General features: G+C 68.6%; 15 protein-coding genes. 12 read left to right on the forward strand and 3 right to left on the reverse strand.

Annotated elements, in window-relative coordinates:
• The first annotated feature begins 125 nt into the window (after nt 1-125).
• The 12 genes from ACZ6YV_RS41295 to ACZ6YV_RS41350 all read left to right on the forward strand — a co-directional run bounded on the left by ACZ6YV_RS41295 (nt 126) and on the right by ACZ6YV_RS41350 (nt 15,465).
• On the forward strand, nt 126-971 hold the full coding sequence (locus ACZ6YV_RS41295; RefSeq protein ID WP_465514865.1) for a 3-hydroxyacyl-CoA dehydrogenase family protein: 846 nt from the start codon (nt 126-128) through the stop codon (nt 969-971).
• Nucleotides 968-1,219 (forward strand): acyl carrier protein, encoded by a 252-nt coding sequence (locus tag ACZ6YV_RS41300; RefSeq protein ID WP_465514847.1) that lies wholly within the window; start codon nt 968-970, stop codon nt 1,217-1,219. Before ACZ6YV_RS41295 ends, ACZ6YV_RS41300 begins: the two co-directional genes overlap by 4 nt.
• Nucleotides 1,209-2,318: an acyl-CoA dehydrogenase family protein gene (locus tag ACZ6YV_RS41305; protein WP_465514848.1), complete on the forward strand. Its 1,110-nt coding sequence runs from the start codon at nt 1,209-1,211 to the stop codon at nt 2,316-2,318. The genes ACZ6YV_RS41300 and ACZ6YV_RS41305 overlap by 11 nt, the downstream gene beginning before the upstream one ends.
• The gene (locus tag ACZ6YV_RS41310; protein ID WP_465514849.1) at nt 2,315-3,394 is read left to right on the forward strand and encodes an HAD-IIIC family phosphatase; all 1,080 of its coding nucleotides are present in this window, start codon (nt 2,315-2,317) and stop codon (nt 3,392-3,394) included. The genes ACZ6YV_RS41305 and ACZ6YV_RS41310 overlap by 4 nt, the downstream gene beginning before the upstream one ends.
• Nucleotides 3,387-4,085 carry an O-methyltransferase gene (locus tag ACZ6YV_RS41315; protein ID WP_465514850.1) on the forward strand — a complete coding sequence of 233 codons (699 nt, stop codon included), beginning with the start codon at nt 3,387-3,389 and terminating at the stop codon, nt 4,083-4,085. The genes ACZ6YV_RS41310 and ACZ6YV_RS41315 overlap by 8 nt, the downstream gene beginning before the upstream one ends.
• A 367-nt stretch (nt 4,086-4,452) precedes the next feature.
• Nucleotides 4,453-4,647 carry a DUF5132 domain-containing protein gene (locus tag ACZ6YV_RS41320; protein ID WP_465514851.1) on the forward strand — a complete coding sequence of 65 codons (195 nt, stop codon included), beginning with the start codon at nt 4,453-4,455 and terminating at the stop codon, nt 4,645-4,647.
• A gap of 140 nt (nt 4,648-4,787) precedes the next feature.
• On the forward strand, nt 4,788-6,950 hold the full coding sequence (locus ACZ6YV_RS41325; protein WP_465514852.1) for an ABC transporter ATP-binding protein: 2,163 nt from the start codon (nt 4,788-4,790) through the stop codon (nt 6,948-6,950).
• 51 nt (nt 6,951-7,001) lie between these two features.
• Complete coding sequence (locus tag ACZ6YV_RS41330) at nt 7,002-9,647, forward strand: BTAD domain-containing putative transcriptional regulator (RefSeq protein ID WP_465514853.1); 2,646 nt, start codon at nt 7,002-7,004, stop codon at nt 9,645-9,647.
• Complete coding sequence (locus ACZ6YV_RS41335) at nt 9,644-10,828, forward strand: glycosyltransferase (protein WP_465514854.1); 1,185 nt, start codon at nt 9,644-9,646, stop codon at nt 10,826-10,828. The genes ACZ6YV_RS41330 and ACZ6YV_RS41335 overlap by 4 nt, the downstream gene beginning before the upstream one ends.
• A gap of 406 nt (nt 10,829-11,234) precedes the next feature.
• Complete coding sequence (locus ACZ6YV_RS41340; protein ID WP_465514855.1) at nt 11,235-13,223, forward strand: carbamoyltransferase family protein; 1,989 nt, start codon at nt 11,235-11,237, stop codon at nt 13,221-13,223.
• A 5-nt stretch (nt 13,224-13,228) separates the two neighbouring features.
• On the forward strand, nt 13,229-15,214 hold the full coding sequence (locus ACZ6YV_RS41345; protein ID WP_465514866.1) for a carbamoyltransferase family protein: 1,986 nt from the start codon (nt 13,229-13,231) through the stop codon (nt 15,212-15,214).
• Between the two features lie 5 nt (nt 15,215-15,219).
• Entirely contained in the window at nt 15,220-15,465 is a 246-nt protein-coding gene (locus tag ACZ6YV_RS41350) for a hypothetical protein (RefSeq protein WP_465514856.1), read from the forward strand.
• A gap of 10 nt (nt 15,466-15,475) precedes the next feature.
• Here the strand turns inward: ACZ6YV_RS41350 and ACZ6YV_RS41355 are convergent, their stop codons facing one another.
• Genes ACZ6YV_RS41355 through ACZ6YV_RS41365 form a run of 3 tightly spaced genes read right to left on the reverse strand, consistent with a single transcriptional unit; the run spans nt 15,476 to nt 18,961 of the window.
• Nucleotides 15,476-16,231, reverse strand: coding sequence for an ABC transporter ATP-binding protein (locus ACZ6YV_RS41355; protein ID WP_465514857.1), 756 nt, complete (start codon nt 16,229-16,231; stop codon nt 15,476-15,478).
• Complete coding sequence (locus ACZ6YV_RS41360; protein ID WP_465514858.1) at nt 16,228-17,997, reverse strand: dipeptide/oligopeptide/nickel ABC transporter permease/ATP-binding protein; 1,770 nt, start codon at nt 17,995-17,997, stop codon at nt 16,228-16,230. Before ACZ6YV_RS41360 ends, ACZ6YV_RS41355 begins: the two co-directional genes overlap by 4 nt.
• A gap of 4 nt (nt 17,998-18,001) precedes the next feature.
• Nucleotides 18,002-18,961: an ABC transporter permease gene (locus ACZ6YV_RS41365; protein ID WP_465514859.1), complete on the reverse strand. Its 960-nt coding sequence runs from the start codon at nt 18,959-18,961 to the stop codon at nt 18,002-18,004.
• Nucleotides 18,962-18,966: the final 5 nt, after the last annotated feature.

Here is an 18,966-nt window from a genome sequence, read left to right on the forward strand (position 1 = left end):
CGGGGATGGTTCCACCGGGACGTAACCGGAAGCCCATTTCCGTGGCGATGGGCGGAGAGTGGAACAGCTTCCCTGCCTCGGCGGGCCCGGCCGCACCTACCGTGACCTCCGTGACTGGTGATCGGGTGACGGACCGGGTGACGGTGCTCGGCGCGGGCGTGATGGGCGCCGGTATCGCGACTTTGGCGCTGGGTAACGGATTTCCGGTACTGCTGATCGACGTCAACCCGGCCGCGCTGGACAGGGCGCGAGCCGGCATCGGTGCTCAGCTGCGGATGGCGCAGCTGATGGGCGCGCGCGGCGGCGACACCGGCGAACTGTCGACGAGCCTCAGCGTCGCCGACGCGGCGGAATCGACGGTCGTCATCGAAGCGATCACCGAACGCGCGGACCTCAAGGCCGAGGCGCTGCGCGAAGTGTCCCGGATCGTGCGCCCTGGCACGCCGCTGGTGTCCAACACCTCGTCGATCCCGATCGCCGAACTGGCCGCCGTCCTCGATCGCCCGGAAGACCTCGCCGGGACGCATTTCATGAACCCGGCGTACCTCATCGGCACGGTGGAAGTGGTCAGGGCCGCCGGGACCGCGCGGGCGACGATGGACGCGGTGACCGGGCTGCTGACCGCGCTCGGCCGGGTCCCCGTGGTCGTCGGCGACGCCCCCGGGTTCGTGACCAGCCGCATCCTGCATCCGATGATCAACGCCGCCGCCCGCGTCGTGCAGGCGGGCACGGCGACCGCCGAAGCCGTCGACACGCTGATGCGCGACTGCCTCGGGCATCGCACCGGACCGCTGCGCACCGCCGACCTGATCGGCCTGGACAACCTCGTCGACTCGCTCGCGGTACTGCACGCCCGGACCGGGGACGAAGACTGCCTGCCCTGCGAGCTGCTGCTGGCCAAGGTCCGCGAAGGCAGCCTCGGGCGCAAAAGCGGCCGCGGATTCTTCGACTACCAGGAGGCGATGCCATGACCGCACCCACCGTTGAGCAGGACCTGTTGCGCTATCTGGAATCCCGCACCAAGGCGAGTTGGGAGCCCGATCGCGACCTGTTCACCGCGGGCGGCCTGTCGTCGCTGTTCGCCATGGAACTGGTGGTCCACATCGAGCAGGTCTTCGACGTGGTGATCGCCGGTGCCGACCTGCGGCTGGACAATTTCCGCACGGTGCACGCGATGACGGCCCTGGTGGACCGGCTACGGGACAACCATGCCGGGTGACGCGCTCGCGCGGGCCACGGCCCTGATCACCGAACTGGTCGAGGGGCAGGCCGAAGAGTGGGACCGGACCGGGCTGCTGCCGCCGGAACTGCTCGGCAAACTCGGTCCGGTGCTGTGCGCGCAGGTCGCCGCCGAACACGGCGGCCTCGGGTTGAGCAGCCGTGACAACGGCGAACTCACCGCGCACACCGGCAGCCTGTGCGGTTCGGTCCGCAGTGTCATGACGACGCAGGGGATGGCGGCGTGGGCGATCCAGCGGCTGGGTGACGCGGCGCAGCGCGCCCGCCTGCTGCCGAGGCTGACCGGCAGCGAGCTGGCCGCCGTGGCGTTCAGTGAGCCGGGGGCGGGCAGCGATCTGTCGGCGATGACGACGCGGATCCGCGACGAGGGCGACACCGTGGTGCTCGACGGCCACAAGGTGTGGGTGACCGGCGGGCACTACGCCGACCTGATCGTCGTGTTCGGCAGGTACGGCGACGGAGGCGCCGCCGTGGTCGTCCCCGCGGACGCGCCGGGGGTGCGAGTACGCCGGATCCCCGATCCGCTCGGGTGCCGCGCCGCCGGCCACGCCGATGTGGAACTCGACGCGGTACGGCTGCCCGCGGACAGTCTGCTCGGCGGCGTCGGGCAATCGCTTTCGCTGCTGGTCACGTCCGTGCTGACCTATGGCCGGTTGTCCGTCGCGTGGGGCTGCGCCGGAATGCTCCGCGGCTGTCTCGCGGCGACGACGGACCACGCGCGTTCACGATCGCAGTTCGGCAAGCCCCTCGCCGATCACCAGCTGGTCTCCGGGCATCTCGGCAGGCTGCTGATCGCCGAGCAGGTCAGCGCGCGGGTCTGCGAGCACGCCAGCGAGCACTGGGATTCCGGTTCACCGGATGTGGTGATGACGACGGTGCTGGCCAAACAGGTCAGCGCGGTCAACGCCGCCGCCGGTGCGTCGGCCGCGGTGCAGGTGCTCGCCTCGGCGGGCGCGCACGCCGGGAGCCTGGTGGCGCGGGCGTACCGGGACGCGAAGCTCATGGAAATCATCGAGGGCACCAACGAGTTGTGCCTGGTCATGCTCGCCGGGCACGCGCTGGGCGGGGCCGGCCGGTGACCGGCGACGTGAAATGCCTCGTCTGGGACCTGGACGACACCCTGTGGCAAGGGACCCTGAGCGAAGGGGACCACGTCACGCTGCCCGACCAGGTCCGCGCGACGATCGTGGAGCTGGACGCGCGCGGCATCCTGCAGTCGGTCGCCAGCAAGAACGACCACGACCGGGCCTGGGAACGGCTGGTGGAGCTCGGCCTCGCCGGATACTTCGTGCTCCCCCAGATCGGCTGGGGAGCCAAGTCCGGCGCGCTGCGCAGGATCGCCGACAAGCTGGGCTTCGCACAGCACACGATCGCGTTCATCGACGATCAGCCCGCCGAGCGCGCCGAAGTCGGCTTCCACCTCCCGGAGATACGGTGCTACCCCGCGGAGCAGGCCGCCGCGCTGACCCGGCTGCCCGAGTTCAGCCCGGCGGTGATCACGATCGACTCCCGGCGGCGCAGGCAGCTGTACCAGGCCGGGTTCCGGCGCGAGGCCGAGCGCGCCGATTTCCAGGGCCCGGACACCGAGTTCCTGAAGTCGCTGTCCCTGGTGATGCGGATCGGCCCGGCGACCGAGGAGGATCTGTCGCGGGTCTCCGAGCTGACCGCCCGGACCAGCCAGATGAACGCGACCGGCGTGGTCTACTCCCACCGGACGCTGCGCGAACTGCTCTCGGCTCCCGGCCACGACGTGCTGGTGGTCAGCATGTCCGACCGGTTCGGGCCGCACGGCGCCGTCGGCATCGTCCTGCTCGAACGGCATCCGCTGTCCTGGCACCTCAAGCTGCTCGCCACCTCGTGCCGGGTGGTCTCGTTCGGCGCGGGCAGCGCCCTGCTTTCGTGGCTCGCCTGCCGGGCCGTCGCGGCCGGCGTCCACCTCGTGGCCGACTTCCGGCGGACCGGCCGCAACCGGATGATGGAGATCGCCTACCGGTTCGCCGGGTTCGACGACCTCCCCCGGCACGGCTGTTCCTGCGCCACCACGTTCGGCGAGCAGTCCGGGGTGCGGCGAATGCACCTCGCCCCGGTTCCCCAACCGGAATCCGAGACCATCCAGATCTTGTCACCGGCACTGGAACGGAATGGCCATGGGTGAGCAGGTCGGCACCACCGATCGCCTGATCGACTATGTCAGACGGGTCTCCTTGCGGGAGGACGAGATTCTCCGAGACCTGCGCGCGGAAACGGCAAGGCTCCCGGCAGGACGGCACCTTCAGGTGATGCCCGAGGAAGGACAGTTGCTCGGGATGCTCGTCGGGCTCGTCTCGGCGAAACGGGTGCTGGAGATCGGCACCTTCACCGGGTACAGCACGCTGAGCATGGCACGCGCGCTTCCTCCCGGCGGCCGGGTCGTCACCTGCGACGTCAGCGCGAAATGGCCGGCGATCGCCGAACCCTTCTGGCGCCGCGCGGGGGTCGCGGATCGCATCGAGGTCCGAGTCGGCGACGCCATCGAGACCCTGGCCGGACTCCGCACCGAACAAGGCGGCGGCCGGTTCGACCTGGTTTTCATAGACGCCGATAAGGTGAATTATCCCTGGTATTACGAGGAAGCAATGCTCCTCACCCGTCCGGATGGCCTGATCGTCATCGACAACACGCTGTTCCTCGGCAAGGTCGCGGATCCCGGCTCGAACGACCAGGACACTCTCGCGATTCGCAAGCTCAACAGCATGCTCCGCGACGACGACCGGGTCGAGCTCTCCCTGATCGTGATGGCCGACGGAATCACGCTGGCCAGGAAAAAGAGGTGGCGACCGGAAAGTGAATATCCGACTGCCGGGTAAACGGCGACCCAGCGCGACTGATCAAGTGGAACGACCCCCTCAACGGAGCAACGCCGACCACGACCGCGTGTCGGGATCCCGCCCGAGACAACGTGAAATATCCCCACACAGTGGCAAAACAGTGGCAAAGTCGCATGGTTTCCGACCGGCGCCGGTGCCCCGGACCGGTGACGCGCACCGATTACCTTGACCGGTCCCGGTCCCGGCGATAACTTGGGAATACGGGAGAAATCAGCGAGCCCGCCCCTGCGGAGTTCTTGCCATTCAAAAAAGCAAGTCCGACTCGATGCAACAGATGCTTCGCACTCATCAGGAAAATGTAGGGTACGAGGACGGATGCGAGATGCTACCACCACTGCCAGCTTTCTTGATCGGACTGATAATCGCCCCGCTCGCCGGCAAGATGGTGAAGCCGCTCGCCCGCGGCGCCGTCCGGGCCACGGTCGGAGTAGCGCTGGAAGTGCGCAAGATGGCCGCACAGACCAGCGAAGAGTTGCAGGATCTCGCGGCCGAGGTCAGAGACGCCGAGCTAGCGGAAAAGAAGAAGAGAAGCACCTCCTGACCGCCCCCGGTGAACGCGAAATTCCCCGACCACGAAATCGGTGACAGCGAAACATGCCATTAACAAAGGGGCGACGGCACGAAAAGCTGAGCGCGCGGCCGAGATCGGTCATTCCGGGGCGCCAGCGCTGGGACATCGGCGTGGTGAGTGGGCGACCCCGGCTGGCCGGAACGCTCGAGACGAACCTGTGCGGCACGCCGGGTGTGCTGGCGGCACGCGCGAATCCGGTCACCGGCAGGCTGCTCATTCACCACGACACCCGGCTGAGCGGTGATCAGGTCGCCCGGATAGTGCTGAGAGCCGTCGCCGGCGTGGTCCGCGGGATCACCGGCTCCGGCCAGGTCACGACGGCCGGACAGGCCAAGACCGACGGCGGCCTCGCCCTGATCGCCGCCGGTGCTTCGGCGACGATCGTCGCGGTGGTGGTGCCCGCGCCCCTCATCGGGCTCGGCGCCGTGCTCGGCACCACCGCGATCATCATCCGCACCGCGTGGCGGAAGTCCGCCCGTGCGGCCCTGCGAGAGCCGTCGCCACCGAAATGGGCGAAACAGCCACCGCTGCTGACGATCGTCGGCAAGCACCGCAGGCGCTTCTACTTCGCGGCGGCCCTTTCGGTTCTCGGGCAGCTCATGGACATGCTGCTGGTGCTGGTCATCGGCTGGATCGTGCTCGTCCTGGTCCGCGGCGAGAGCGCCGCGCTGATCAGCCTCGGCCTGACCGGTGCCACCACCCAGATCTGGGTGCTCGCCGCGGCGGCCGCGCTGGTCTGCCTCGGCCTCGCCGCCCTTTCCTACACCGCCGGGATCCAGTGGCGTGCCCTCGCGCACGACGTCCGGCACGAGTGGCGGGACCGGCTGTACCCCCACGTGCAGCGCCTCGAACTCCGCCATCTCGAGGACGAGCGCACCACGCGGGTGGCCAGGCTGCTGACCGACGACATCAACCAGCTGGGCACTTTCCTCGCCTCCTCGGCGCACGAGGTGCTTTCGCTGACCACCAGCTTCCTCGTCCTGGTACCGGTGTTCCTCGTCTTCGCGCCGCAGATCGCGTGGGTCGCCTTCCTGCCGGTGCCGATCGTCACCTGGCTCTCGTTCCGTCACCACGACAAGGTGGGCCCGGACTATCTGGACGTCGCCGAGAACGAGTCCGCGCTCAACAGCAGGCTCACGGACAACCTGGCGGCGACAGCGACGGTGAAGAGCTTTTCCGCGGAGAACCACGAGATCAAGCGGGTCAGCGCGCTCAGCGCGCGGTACCGGGACAGCGGCAAGCGGCTCGACCGCGGCGCCGTCTCCTACACCGAGACCGTGCGAGTGTCCGCGACTGTGTCACTCGCGGGCATCCTGCTGCTCGGCGGGCGCGCGGTGCTGGCGGAGACCCTCCGGTTCGAGATCTTCAACCCGCTGGTCGGCCTGCCGCAGCAGGTGCTGTGGAAGCTGCCGAACCTCGGCAACGTCGTCGACGGCTACCAGCAGACAGCGGCCGCGCTGCGTCGGGTCCGCTACCTCGAAGACCTCCCTGTCGAGTCCGACGCTCGCGGCCGGCGGCTGGACGTGGCGCAGGTCAAGGGCGAAATGGTGCTGGAGGACGTCACCTTCGGCTACCCCGGCCGTCCCCCGGTCCTGCGGGGGCTGACCCTGCGCGTCGCGCCGAAGAAGGTCACCGGCATCGTCGGGGTGACCGGCGCGGGCAAGACGACGATCGCCAAGCTTCTGCTGCGGTTCCAGCGGCCGGAATCGGGACGGGTCCTCCTCGACGGGCAGGACGTCGCCGAGCTCCGGCTGCGCGATCTGCGCAAGGCGATCGGTTTCGTCGCGCAGGACGCGTTCCTGTTCGACGGGACGATCGAGGACAACATCCGCTACGGGACCTTCCAGGCAAGCCATCGGCGGGTGGTGGACGCCGCCCGGATGGCGGCCGTGGACGAGTTCGTCGAAACGCTGCCGTCGAAGTACGCCACGGCGATCGGCGAGCGTGGTGTCTCCCTCTCCGGCGGCCAGAAGCAACGCGTCTCGCTGGCCCGCGCGTTCGTGAAGGACGCGCCGATCGTCGTACTGGACGAGGCGACGTCCGCCGTGGACAACGAGACCGAGGCCGCGATCCAGCACGCGCTCAGGGATTTCGCGCGGGACAGGACCCTCGTCGTCATCGCGCACCGGTTGTCGACCATCCGGCACGCCGACCACATCTATGTCATGGGCACGGACGGGGTGCCCGCCGAGGAGGGCACGCACGAGGAGTTGCTGCGTCTCGGCGGCATCTACGCCTCGCTCTGGCGGCTGCAGGTCGGGGAGGCCGGTTGACCGGTGCCCGAACCGCCCTGCCACCACCGCAACCTCACGCCAGGGGGAGACATGCGATTCCAGTTGCTAGGCCCGCTGGAGGTCGTCGACGACGACAGACCGCTGGCGGTGAACGGCAGCAAACAGCGTGCCGCGCTCGGTTTCCTGCTCCTGCACGTCAACAGCGTGGTCGCCACCAGCACCCTGCTCAAGGCGCTCTGGCCGGTCGAAATGCCGACCACGGGCCGGAAGATGCTGCAGAACGCCGTTTCCGGGCTGCGCCAGTTGCTGTCCCCCAGCGGCTACAACTCGGATTCCACCGTGCTACTGACCCACGCTCCCGGCTACCTGCTCCGCGCGCCGTCGGACAGCGTCGACCTGAACCGCTTCCACGACAAGGTGAACGACGGCCGGACGAAGCTGGCGGACGGCGACTGGCTCCAGGCCGCGAGCACGCTGCGCGACGCGCTGGCACTGTGGCGCGGCCCCGTGCTCGCCGACCTCGTCGAGCTCGGCATCGACTGGCCGGTGCTGACGACCGTCCGCAACGCGCGGCTGGCCGCGATCGAGGACTACGTCGAAGCCGAGTTCGCCTGCGGCCGCTTCGGCGAGGTGATGCACGAGCTGGAGACCTGGGTCGAGGCCGAGCCGCTGCGGGAACGACTGTGCGGCCAGCTCATGCGCGCGCTCTATCACAACGGCCGCCAGGCCGACGCTCTCGGCGTCTACCGCCGCATCCGGACCAGGATGATCGACGGCCTCGGGCTCGACCCCGGCCGCGAGCTGCAGGAGCTGGAGCAGGCGATCCTCAACCAGGAGCTGGTGCTCGAACCCGCCCGGCCCGTCTCGCCCGCCGAACCCCGGCGACCTGTCGACGTCACCCCGCGTCCGGTGAAACAGCGCGAACCGTCCGGGCAGATCGCGGAACTCAAGTGGGTCAGTGTCGTCGTCGTGATGACCCGGTTCGGCCGCGACGTCCGCAACGCGGGCCCCGAACACGTCGACGCCGAACTGCAGCATGTCGCGGCGACGATCCGGGAAGAGACCGAACAGCTCGGCGGCATCATCGGCGGCACGATCGGCCCGCTGTGGCTCGCCCTGTTCGGGCCGTTGCGCTGCCGGGAGGACGACGCGGCGCGGGCTGTCCGCGCGGCGCTGGCCATCAGGGACCGGCTGCTCCGCCCCACCGGCCGGGCCAGCACGCTGACCGTCGCGGTCGCCGTCGCGACGGGCGACGCGCTCGTCCGGCGGCACCAGGGCGAGGTCGGCGAACCACCGATGGTCACCGGCGCGGTGCTCGACCGCTGTCTCCGCCTGCTCACCCAGGTCCCGGACGACGAGGTCCGGGTCTGCGCCGAAACCCGGTCGGCCAGCGACTCCGAAATCGCCTACGCCATCGCCGGGAGCCATGACGAAGGCTCGCCGGCCGTCACCGTGCTGCCGAGGCAGTCTCAAGCCCGGTCGACGGCGCCGTTCGTCGGCCGGGACCGGGAGCTCGGGATGCTGCTCGGCGCGCTGAACCAGGTCGGCACCCGAAGCAGGCCGCATCTGGTCACCGTGCTCGGCGAACCGGGGATCGGCAAGAGCAGGCTGATCGCCGAGTTCCATCACACGACCGCGGCCAGGGCCCGGTTCGCCACCGGCAGGTCTTCGCGTTTCGAAACGCCGGGCACGCTGGCCGCGCTGGCCGACTGCGTGCGGTCCTACGCGGGAATAAGCGACATCGACACCGCGGAGCGCGCGGACCTCAAGCTGACCGAAACGGTGGCGAAACTGACCGGCGGCGGGACCAGGTCGGCCTGGCTGCTCGCCCATCTGCGCACCCTGCTCGGGCTGGGCACGGACCTGGAGATCTCGCGCGAATCCTTCCCCGCCTGGCGGCAGTTCCTCGACGCGGCGAGCGGTGAGGAACCGCTCGTGCTCGTCGTCGAAGACCTCCATCTCGCCGAGGACCTGTTGCTGGACTTCATCGACCACCTCACCGGCAACGCCGGCCTGTTCCCGATCCTGGTGGTGGTCACCGCGCGGACCGAGTTGCTGGACCGGCGGCCCACGTGGGCGGGTGGCAAGGCCGGTGCCACCACGATCACCCTCGATCCGCTCTCCGACGAGGACATCACACGGCTGCTGGCCATCCTGCAGGACGGCAGGGGTACCGGGCGGGCGCTTCGGTCCTACGTCTCGCATATCGGCGGGAATCCGCTCTTCGCGGGCGCTTTCGCGCGCATGCTGCGCGAGAACGCGGCCGAGGACCCCGGCAGCCCCGGCCCGCCCGTGCCGCAGCTGGTGCACCGGACCGTCGCGTCCCGTTTGGACAGTCTGCCGATCGCCACCAAGGCGGTACTGGTCGACGCGGCGGTCATCCGTTCCGGCATCCGCGCGGAAGGGGTGAGCGCGGTGGGCGGCCAAGCGGAGGACGAGGTTTCGGGCGCGCTGGAACATCTCGAGCGGCACGGCCTGCTCACCCGGGTGCGCACCAGGGAACCGGGCGTGACCACCTACGAGTTCCGGCACAAGCTGATCCGCGACATCGCCTACCAGACGATCCCGCAGGCCGTCCGCGCGGACAAACACCAGCGGGCCGCGACCTGGGTCGAGCTCCAACCCGCACGGGACGCGCTCCTGCTGGCGTACCACCGCTCGAAGTCACTCACGGCGAAACACGTACCCGCGCAGCGCGGGGCCGAGATGATCCCCCGTGCGAGCGTGGGTTCGTGAGCGGGCTGCGGATACTGTGCACGGTGACCGGCGCGCCCTCCCACGCGAGGGAGATGCTGCCGGCGGCAGGCGCGCTGGCACGGGCGGGGCACGAGGTGCTGGTCGTGTGCGTCCCTCAGCTCGTCGAGGAGTTCACCTCGGTGGGGCTGAAAGCCGTTGCCGGGTTGCCGGATCAGAGCGAAAGCTGGTCCGAGATCACCGACACCGGCCACGATCAGGTGATCAAGGTCGTCGCCGGGCGGACCCTCATCGCGCGGGGCTATCCGGATCTGCTCAAGATCGCCTCCGGGTACCGGCCGGATCTCGTGCTCCGCGACGGCATGGAGCTGTGCGGCTGTCTTGTCGCCGAGCGTCTCGGCATCCCGCACGTGGCGACCCCGTCCGGCGCGGTCAACACCCTCGACCCGGCCGCGATCGCGCCGGTGCTGAACGAGCGTCGCGCCGAACTCGGGCTGGACGTCCAGGACGATCCGCTCGCGATCTACCGGTACGGCCGTATCGATTCCCTCCCAGCGCGATACTCGTTCGCGGCGCGCGGGATCCCGCGGGCGGTGGCGTACCGGCAACCCGAGACGGCCGACCGGTTCACCCCGCTCCCGGCGTGGATCGCCGACCTCGACCCCGGCAAGCCCTTGGTGTACGGCGCCATCGGTATCGCGTTGCCGATGGCCGCGTCGCTAAGGGACAACGGGATGGCTGCGACCATCCCCGCGGACCCGGTGAGAGCCTTGGCCTCGATGGTCGACGCACTGTCCGAACTGGACTGCGAGGCGGTGGTTTCGACAGGCGGTGTCCCGTTTCCGCGCGCAGGCGCTCCCCCTCGGGTGCGGGTGGTCGACCACGTCCCCCAGCCGCTGCTCCTGCAGACCGTCCAGCTGTTCGTCACCCACGGCGGCTACAACAGCGTCCGTGAAGCCATCCGCGCGGGTGTGCCGATGGTGGTCGCTCCGCTGTTCGGCGATCAGCTCGACAATGCGCGGAAAGTGGCGGAGCTTGGGCTGGGCGAGCAGGTCGGGGACGCCTCGGATATGGCCGGCGTGTGTCAGAAAGCGCTCGACAGTCAGGAAATCGGCGCGCGTTCCCGGCATGCGCAGCGTGAGTTGCTTGCGCTGCCTCATGTCGACGAGGTCGCCGAGAGGCTGGCTTCGGTTGCCGCCTCGAAGACGTCGCTGTGGTCGTGAGTGGTTTCGTCGGTCCGGGCGGCGGGCGTGTTGCGAAAGCCACTTTCGCGACACCTGACGTCCCGAAAGTGGCTTTCACGACAGCCGACGTGGCAGTGAGGCGTCGGTCGGCGTGGTCGTGAGTGCTAAGTGTCGTTCTAACGACCCGAAACACTCACGACCACCCCGACCACCGCGGCCCGCCACCCGGAGCGCCAGCGCCATGTTGCGAAAGCCACTTTCGCAACACCGCTTCCGCCACCCACACACGAATCGCAACCGAGCGACCCCAGAGCCGGACAGAAGTCGCGTGCTCGCTTGGGAGCGAGTGGGCGGCCAGTGGAACCACGGAACTCCCGGTCCCGGCAGCACGCTGGCTAGGCTGGCTCCGGCGGTTCCCATCGACACCGATTGGTCCGGTGAAACAATGCTCGTGCTCGGTTTGAACGGGAACTTCTCCGCCGAGAACACCGATCTGGTGGACGGCATGCTGGAGTTCTTCTGCCATGATTCCTCGGCCAGCCTGATCCGCGACGGTGTCCTGATCGCGGCTGTCGAAGAGGAACGGCTGAACCGGATCAAGAAAACGACCAAGTTTCCCGTCAACGCCATCCGCGCGTGCCTCGAGCGAGCGAACGTCCGCGTGGGCGAGATCGACGCCGTCGGGTACTACTTTCCCGAAGATCACATGGACATGGTCCTCAACCAGTTGTACACCGAGCACCGGGAAGCGCCGACGCGGTACACCCGGCAGCTGATCAAGGATTGGCTCAAGTCGGAGCTGGACTGGGATCTGCCCGACGAGAAGCTCTTCTACAGTCCGCACCATACGACGCACGCGCTGTCCACTTATCTCCACTCGGGGATGACGGAGGCGCTGGTGGTCATCATGGACGGCATGGGGGAAGAGAGTTCGGGCACCATCTACCGTGCCGAAGGCGGGCACCTGAACGCCCTGACTTCGTATCCGATCCCGAAGTCGCTGGGATCGCTCTACCTCAACGCGACCCAGCAGCTGGGGTACAAGTTCGGTGACGAGTACAAGGTGATGGGCCTGGCGCCGTACGGCGACCCCGGCACCTATCGGGAGCTCTTCGACTCACTGTACACGTTGCAGGAAAAGGGAGAGTACGAACTGACGCCGGGCGCGCTCGGGCTCAACAATCTGGGGCCGGCGTTGTTCGCCAAGGGAATCCCGCCGAGACGCAAGGGCGAGGAGTTCACGCAGCAGCACAAGGATCTCGCGGCCGGCATCCAGGAAGCGGTCGAGAAGATCGTCCTGCACGTCCTGTCCTACTGGGCCGAACTCACCGGACTCCGACAGCTCGCCTTCGGCGGCGGCGTCGCCCACAACTCCAGCCTCAACGGCGTCATCCTCCGCTCCGGCCTCTTCGACGAAGTCTTCATCCACCCCGCCTCCCACGACTCCGGGGCCGGGGAGGGTGCGGCATTGGCCGCCCAGCGCCAACTCGGCGCTCCTCAGATTCCAGTACGGCTACGCGGCGCGGACCTCGGCCCCCTGCTCGGCACGCCGCAAGAGATCGAGTCGACCCTTCGCGAGTGGAGTCCCTGGGTCGACGTCGAGCGACCGGACGACATCGTCGAACGAGCAGCCCAACTTCTCGCCGAGGGAGCCGTGCTCGGATGGGCCCAAGGCGGCTCCGAATTCGGACCACGCGCCCTCGGCAACCGCAGCATCATCGCCGACCCAAGACCCAAAACCAACCAAACCCGCATCAACGCCATGGTCAAGAAACGCGAAAGCTTCCGCCCCTTCGCACCCGTCACCACACCCGAAGCCGCCCACACCTACTTCGAAATCCCCGCAGCGCAAGGCAACCACGACTTCATGTCCTTCGTCCTCAACGTCCGCGAAGAACAACGAGAAACGCTCGGCGCCGTCACCCACATCGACGGAACAGCACGCCTCCAAATCATCGACCCCGACACCAACAAGGAATTCCACCGTCTCGTCACCAGATTCGGAGAACTCACCGGAACACCCGTCCTCCTCAACACCTCCTTCAACAACAACGCCGAACCCATCGTCCAAACCGTCCACGACGCACTCACCTGCTACCTCACCACCGAACTCGACTACCTCGTCATCGAAAACCACCTCGTCAAACGCAAACCCCACTGGACAAAACACCTCACCGACGCCGTCCTCGCTTTCCGGCCCACCACCCGGCTGACCCGGTTCGTGAAGTCCGGTCCGCAGGGTGAAGGAAGTGAGATCCGGCTCGACTATTCGACGGGTCCGCGATCCGATGTGTCGCCACCGCTGTACGCGGTGCTGAAGCAAGCCGACGGGCGGAGGCCGCTGGGCGAACTCGGGCTCACCGAGGATCTGCACGCGGAGCTGTACGCACTCTGGCAGGACCGCTTCTTCACCCTCACCCCGATTGGCCGGTGAACGAGATGCTGGTGCTCGGACTGAACGGCAACTTCTCCCCCGCGGACACCGATCTGGTGGACGGCATGATGGAGTACTTCTTCCACGACGCCGCCGCTTGCCTGGTCCGCGACGGCGAGCTGATCGCGGCGGTGGAGGAGGAACGGCTCAACCGGATCAAGAAGACCACCAAGTTCCCCGTCAACGCCATCCGCGCCTGCCTCGAACGCGCGAACGTCACCCCCGCCGACATCGACGCCGTCGGCTACTACTTTCCCGAAGAGACCATCGACCTGTCGCTGAACTTCCTCTACACCGAAAGCAACTCGGTACCCGTCCGGTACAGCAGGCGGCTCATCAAGGATTGGCTCAAGTCGGAGCTCGGCTGGGACCTGCCCGACGACAAGCTCTTCTACAGCCCCCATCATCTCGCGCACGCGCGCTCCACCTTCGCCCGCTCGGGCATGAGCGAGGCGCTCGTGGTGGTGATGGACGCCGCCGGCGAGGAGAACTCGGGCACCGTGTACCGAGGAAGCGGCCAGCGCCTGGAAAGCATCGCGTCCTACTCGATCCCGAAGTCGCTGGGCAGGCTCTATCTGACGGCGACCCAGCAACTCGGCTACGGATTCGGTGACGAGTACAAGGTGATGGGCTTGGCGCCGTACGGCGACCCCGGCACGTATCGGGACATCTTCAAATCCATCTACACGTTACAGGAGAAGGGAAACTACGAGATCGCGCCGAGCAATCTCGGGTTGAACGTCGTCGGCCCCACATTGTTCGGCCACGGCATCCTGCCGAGGCGCAAGGGCGAGGAGTTCACCCAGCAGCACAAGGACATCGCCGCCGGAATCCAAGAGGCCGTCGAAACGATCGTCCTGCACGTCCTGTCCCACTGGGCCGAACTCACCGGACTCCGACAGCTGGCCTTCGGCGGCGGCGTCGCCCACAACTCCAGCCTCAACGGCGTCATCCTCCGCTCCGGCCTCTTCGACGAAGTCTTCATCCACCCCGCCTCCCACGACTCCGGAGCCGGCGAAGGCGCGGCACTGCTGGCCGGAGATCGACTCGGTGCCACACCCGTCTCGACCCGATTGCGTACCGCGGACTTCGGTCCCCCCCTCGGCACACGGCAAGAGATCGAGTCGACCCTTCGCGAGTGGAGTCCCTGGGTCGACGTCGAGCAACCGGACGACATCATCGAACGAGCAGCCCAACTTCTCGCCGAGGGAGCCGTGCTCGGATGGGCCCAAGGCGGCTCCGAATTCGGACCACGCGCCCTCGGCAACCGCAGCATCATCGCCGACCCAAGACCCAAAACCAACCAAACCCGCATCAACGCCATGGTCAAGAAACGCGAAAGCTTCCGCCCCTTCGCACCCGTCACCACACCCGAAGCCGCCCACACCTACTTCGAAATCCCCGCGGCGCAAGGCAACCACGACTTCATGTCCTTCGTCCTCAACGTCCGCGAAGAACAACGAGAAACGCTCGGCGCCGTCACCCACATCGACGGAACAGCACGCCTCCAGATCATCGACCCCGACACCAATGAACGTTTTCACCGGCTGGTCACCAGATTCGGAGAACTCACCGGAACACCCGTCCTCCTCAACACCTCCTTCAACAACAACGCCGAACCCATCGTCCAAACCGTCCACGACGCACTCACCTGCTACCTCACCACCGAACTCGACTACCTCGTCATCGAAAACCACCTCGTCAAACGCAAACCCCACTGGACAAAACACCTCACCGACGCCGTCCTCCACTTCCGGCCCACCACCCGGCTGGCCGAGCATCTGCAGATCACGAAATGCCGGGTCGTGACAAGGGAAATCTTCCTCGACTACTCGACCGGCCCGCGCGCCTCGGTGTCCTCGGACCTGTTCGCCGTGGTGGAAAAGGCCGACGGGCGGACCACGCTGGGCGAGCTGGGGCTCACCGAGGATCTGCACGCGGAGCTGTACGCGCTCTGGCAGGACCGCTTCTTCACCCTCACCCCGGCCTGACCTCGATGTTGGTCGCCGAGGAGTTGCACACCGAGATCCACCGCCTGACCCTCCGTCTCGCGAACGCCCGCACCGACCCCCTCGCCGAAGCCGGCCTCGCCTGTCTCGAAGCGGCCGAACGAATCTGCGCCGCCCTCGCCGAGCGCCGCACCACCGCCGATACCTGTCAGGAAGCCCTCAACGCGACCAGGGCCGCGACCTTGGCGATCAGGTTCGCCATGGCCGCCGACCCCGGACCCGCTCGCGAATGATCCCGGGACGTCACCGTCCGATGCGGGGGACGGAGTCCAGCAGGCCGCGGGTGTACGGGTGCCGAGGGTCGGCGAACAGCTTGTCGGTGGGTGCCACTTCGACGAGTTCGCCTTGACGCAGCACAGCGATCACGTCGGCGACGTAGCGGACGGCGCCCAGGTTGTGCCCGATGAACAGGATCGTCAGATCCAGCTTGTCCCGCAGGTCGCGAATCAAATTGAGCATCGCCGACTGCACCGAAGCGTCCAGCGCGGAGGTGATCTCGTCCGCGATCAGCACCTCCGGCTCCACCGCGAGCGCTCTGGCCAGGGCCACCCGCTGCCGTTGCCCGCCCGAAAGCGCGCTGGGCAGGGCCGACGCCAGCGCCGGGTCCAGCGCGAGCAGGTCGAGCAGCCGGTCGATCTCGGAACGCCGCTCGCTCCTGCGCAGGCCGCGGTGCGCGGTCAGCGCCTCCGAGATCGTCTCGCCGACCGTCATCCGCGGGTCGAGCGCGCTGTGCGGGTTCTGGAACACCAGGTGGATCCGGCTGCCGAGCCGTCGCCGCCGGGCCCCTTTCGCGTGCGTGATGTCCTCGCCGCCGAGCAGCACCCTCCCGGCCTTCACCGGGGACAGGCCGACGGCGGCGCGGGCGAGGGTGGACTTGCCCGAGCCGGATTCGCCGACCAGCCCGACGATCCGGCCGTGCGGGATGTCGAGACTGACGTCGTTCACCGCGGTCAGGCCCCGGTACCGGACGGTGAGCCCGTCGAAGCTCAGGCCGCTCACAGCGGATGCCAGCAGGCGACTCGGTGCGCACGCGCGTGCGCGCGCAGGGGCGGGGTTTCGGTGGTGCACCGGCGGGTGGCCCGTGGGCAGCGCGGGGCGAACGGGCAGCCGTCCGGCACTTCGGCGGGCGGGCGGCCGGGAATGGTCGCGAGTGGCCTGTCCCGGTCGGTGTCCAGGTCGACGCTGGTCGCCAGGAGAGCGGCCGTGTAGGGATGGGCGGGTGTTCTGGCGCGCAGGGCACTCACAGGCAGCTCTTCGACGATCAGGCCGGCGTACATGACCAGCACGCGGCCGCTGATCTCGGCGACCACCGCCAGGTCGTGGCTGATCAGCAGCACCGAGGCCCCGGTGTCGGCGTTGATCGAGGCGAGCAGCCCCAGGATCCGGCGCTGCACGGTGACGTCCAGCGCGGTGGTCGGCTCGTCCGCGACGATGAGTTTCGGTGTCCCCATCAAGCCCATCCCGATGACCGCCCGTTGCTGCATCCCGCCGGACAGCTCGTGCGCGTACTGGCGGGCCCGCCTGGGCGGATCCTGGATCGCCACCGCGCGCAGCCGCGAGACGGCCCTGCTCATCGCGTCCTTTTTGGACAGTCCGGCGTGCACCTCGGCGATCTCGGCCAGCTGCCTGCCGACCCGCATCGTCGGATGCAGCGCCGTGCCGGGGTTCTGGAACACCATGGCGAGCGCGTCGCGGTCGACCTCGAGTTCTCCCACCGACACCCTGCCGGGATGCGGGACGAGACCGGCGACAGCGAGCGCGGTGAGGGTCTTGCCCGAACCCGACTCCCCCACCACTCCCACGATCTCGCCTCGCCCGATCGTGAGATCCACTCCCCGGACCGGCCGTGAACCGGGGAAGTCGACCGTCAGCGCCCGCGCCCGCAGCGCGTGATCACCTTCCGGCGGCGAGGCCGAGGCTTCGCCGCCGACGCAACGCGCTTCTCGCCGACGGCCGCCCGCGGCCCGTGCGAGCGCCTCGCCGAACAGCTGGAAACCCAGCCCCGCCACCACGATCGCCACGCCCGGCCCCAGCGCGGCCGCGGGCGACAGGTAGATCCGGTCCAGGCCCTGGCCGAGCAGCAGTCCCCAGTCGTAGGAAGGCGAGCCGACCCCGAGACCGAGGAAGCTCAGCCCGCTGATGGCCACGAGCGCGAACGCCAGCGACGAGGTGACCGTGATCGCCAGCGGTTCGACGATGTTGGGCAGCACGTGGCGGTACAGCAGCCGGTGCCGCCGCACACCGAGCACGCGCGCGGCGGCCATGAAGTCCGCGCCCGCCACCGAGGCGGCCAGCGTCTGGGTCAGCCTCGCGAAGCCGGGCATCGAAGCGATCGCGAACGCGACCAGCACCCCGGTCGTCCCGGCACCGAAGACGATGGCCAGGAACATGACCAGCAGTAACGCGGGAAACATCAGCAGGATGTCGATCACGGTGCCGATCACCTGCCCGGCGAGGGGCCCGAGCACCGACGGCAGCACTCCCAGCAGCACCCCGGTCACCGCGCCGAGCAGCGTCGCGGCGACCGCGAGCGTCAGCGACAGCCTGGCCGCGACGAGCACCCTGGCCAGCAGGTCACGGCCGAGGCTGTCGGTGCCGAGAAGATGCTCCGCCGAAGGTGGCTGCCAAAGCGCGCCGGTGTCGACAGTCTCGGCGGCGGGCCCCCACACGACCGGGCCGATCAGCGCGAGCAGCAGGACCACGGCCAGCAGCAGGGTCGCGGCCAGGCCGGCCGGGGAGCCGGTCAGCGCACGGAATCGCTTCACCGGCTCACCCGTTCCTGATCGTGGAGCGCGGATCGAGCACGGCCAGCGCGAGATCGACCACGACGTTGACGGCCAGCACCAGGAGGCCGAGCAGCAGCACCACCGCCTGGGCCACCGGATAGTCCTTCACCAGCACCGCCCCGGTGATCTGGCTGCCCAGTCCCGGCCAGGCGAAGACGTTCTCGACGAGCACTGTCCCGGCGACCATCCCGGGCAGGAGCATGCCGCCGACGGTGAGCGTCGCGGTGAGCATGCCGGGCAGCGCGTGCCGAAGGTAGATCAGCCGCGCGGGCAGCCGTTTCGCCCGCGCGGTGCGGATGTAGTCCTCGCCGAGCACCTTGCGGCCTTCCACCCGGACGATCCTCGCGAGCAGCGCCGCCGGGCCCAGCGCGAGCGAAAGCACCGGCAGCACGTACGAACCCGGTCCGGCCATCCCCGCGACCGGCAGCGCGCGCACGGCCACCGCGAAGACGGCGACGAGCACGGTGGCCAGGACGAAGTTGGGCACCAGGCCCATCGTCGCGGACAGCCCGGTGAAGCCGAATTCGACGCCGGGGTGCCGGTCTTCGCGGGTGTGCACGGCCATGCCGAGCCCGGCGGGGACGGCGAGCAGGACCACCATCGCGAACGCGAGCCCGGCGAGCACGAGCGTGTTCGGCAGCCGGGCCGACACGATGGTCCAAACCTCCTCGCGGGACACCAGTGAGGTGCCGAGGTCGCCGCGCACCAGGCCGCCGACGTACCCGAGGAACTGCTGCGGCAGCGGCCGGTCCAGGCCGAGTTCCGCGGTACGCGCCGCGATCACCTCCGGCGGGGCCTGCGCGCCCAGTGCGACGCGGACCGGATCGCCGGGGATCAGATGGATCAGCACGAACGACGCGATCACCACCACCAGCAACGCCACGGTCAGACGCCCCAGCCTCCTCGCCGCGAACACCAGGAGCGGATGCCGGTCTCTCGTCATCCGCG

The sequence above is a fragment of the Amycolatopsis sp. NPDC102522 genome, assembly GCF_055584485.1.

Coding starts and splice junctions, on each gene's coding strand:
- ACZ6YV_RS41300 (WP_465514847.1), top strand. CDS start 968: ATGACCGCACCCACCGTTGAGCAGGACCTGTTGCGCTATCTGGAATCC.
- ACZ6YV_RS41315 (WP_465514850.1), top strand. CDS start 3,387: ATGGGTGAGCAGGTCGGCACCACCGATCGCCTGATCGACTATGTCAGA.
- ACZ6YV_RS41330 (WP_465514853.1), top strand. CDS start 7,002: ATGCGATTCCAGTTGCTAGGCCCGCTGGAGGTCGTCGACGACGACAGA.
- ACZ6YV_RS41365 (WP_465514859.1), bottom strand. CDS start 18,961: ATGACGAGAGACCGGCATCCGCTCCTGGTGTTCGCGGCGAGGAGGCTG.
- ACZ6YV_RS41345 (WP_465514866.1), top strand. CDS start 13,229: ATGCTGGTGCTCGGACTGAACGGCAACTTCTCCCCCGCGGACACCGAT.
- ACZ6YV_RS41340 (WP_465514855.1), top strand. CDS start 11,235: ATGCTCGTGCTCGGTTTGAACGGGAACTTCTCCGCCGAGAACACCGAT.
- ACZ6YV_RS41350 (WP_465514856.1), top strand. CDS start 15,220: ATGTTGGTCGCCGAGGAGTTGCACACCGAGATCCACCGCCTGACCCTC.
- ACZ6YV_RS41305 (WP_465514848.1), top strand. CDS start 1,209: ATGCCGGGTGACGCGCTCGCGCGGGCCACGGCCCTGATCACCGAACTG.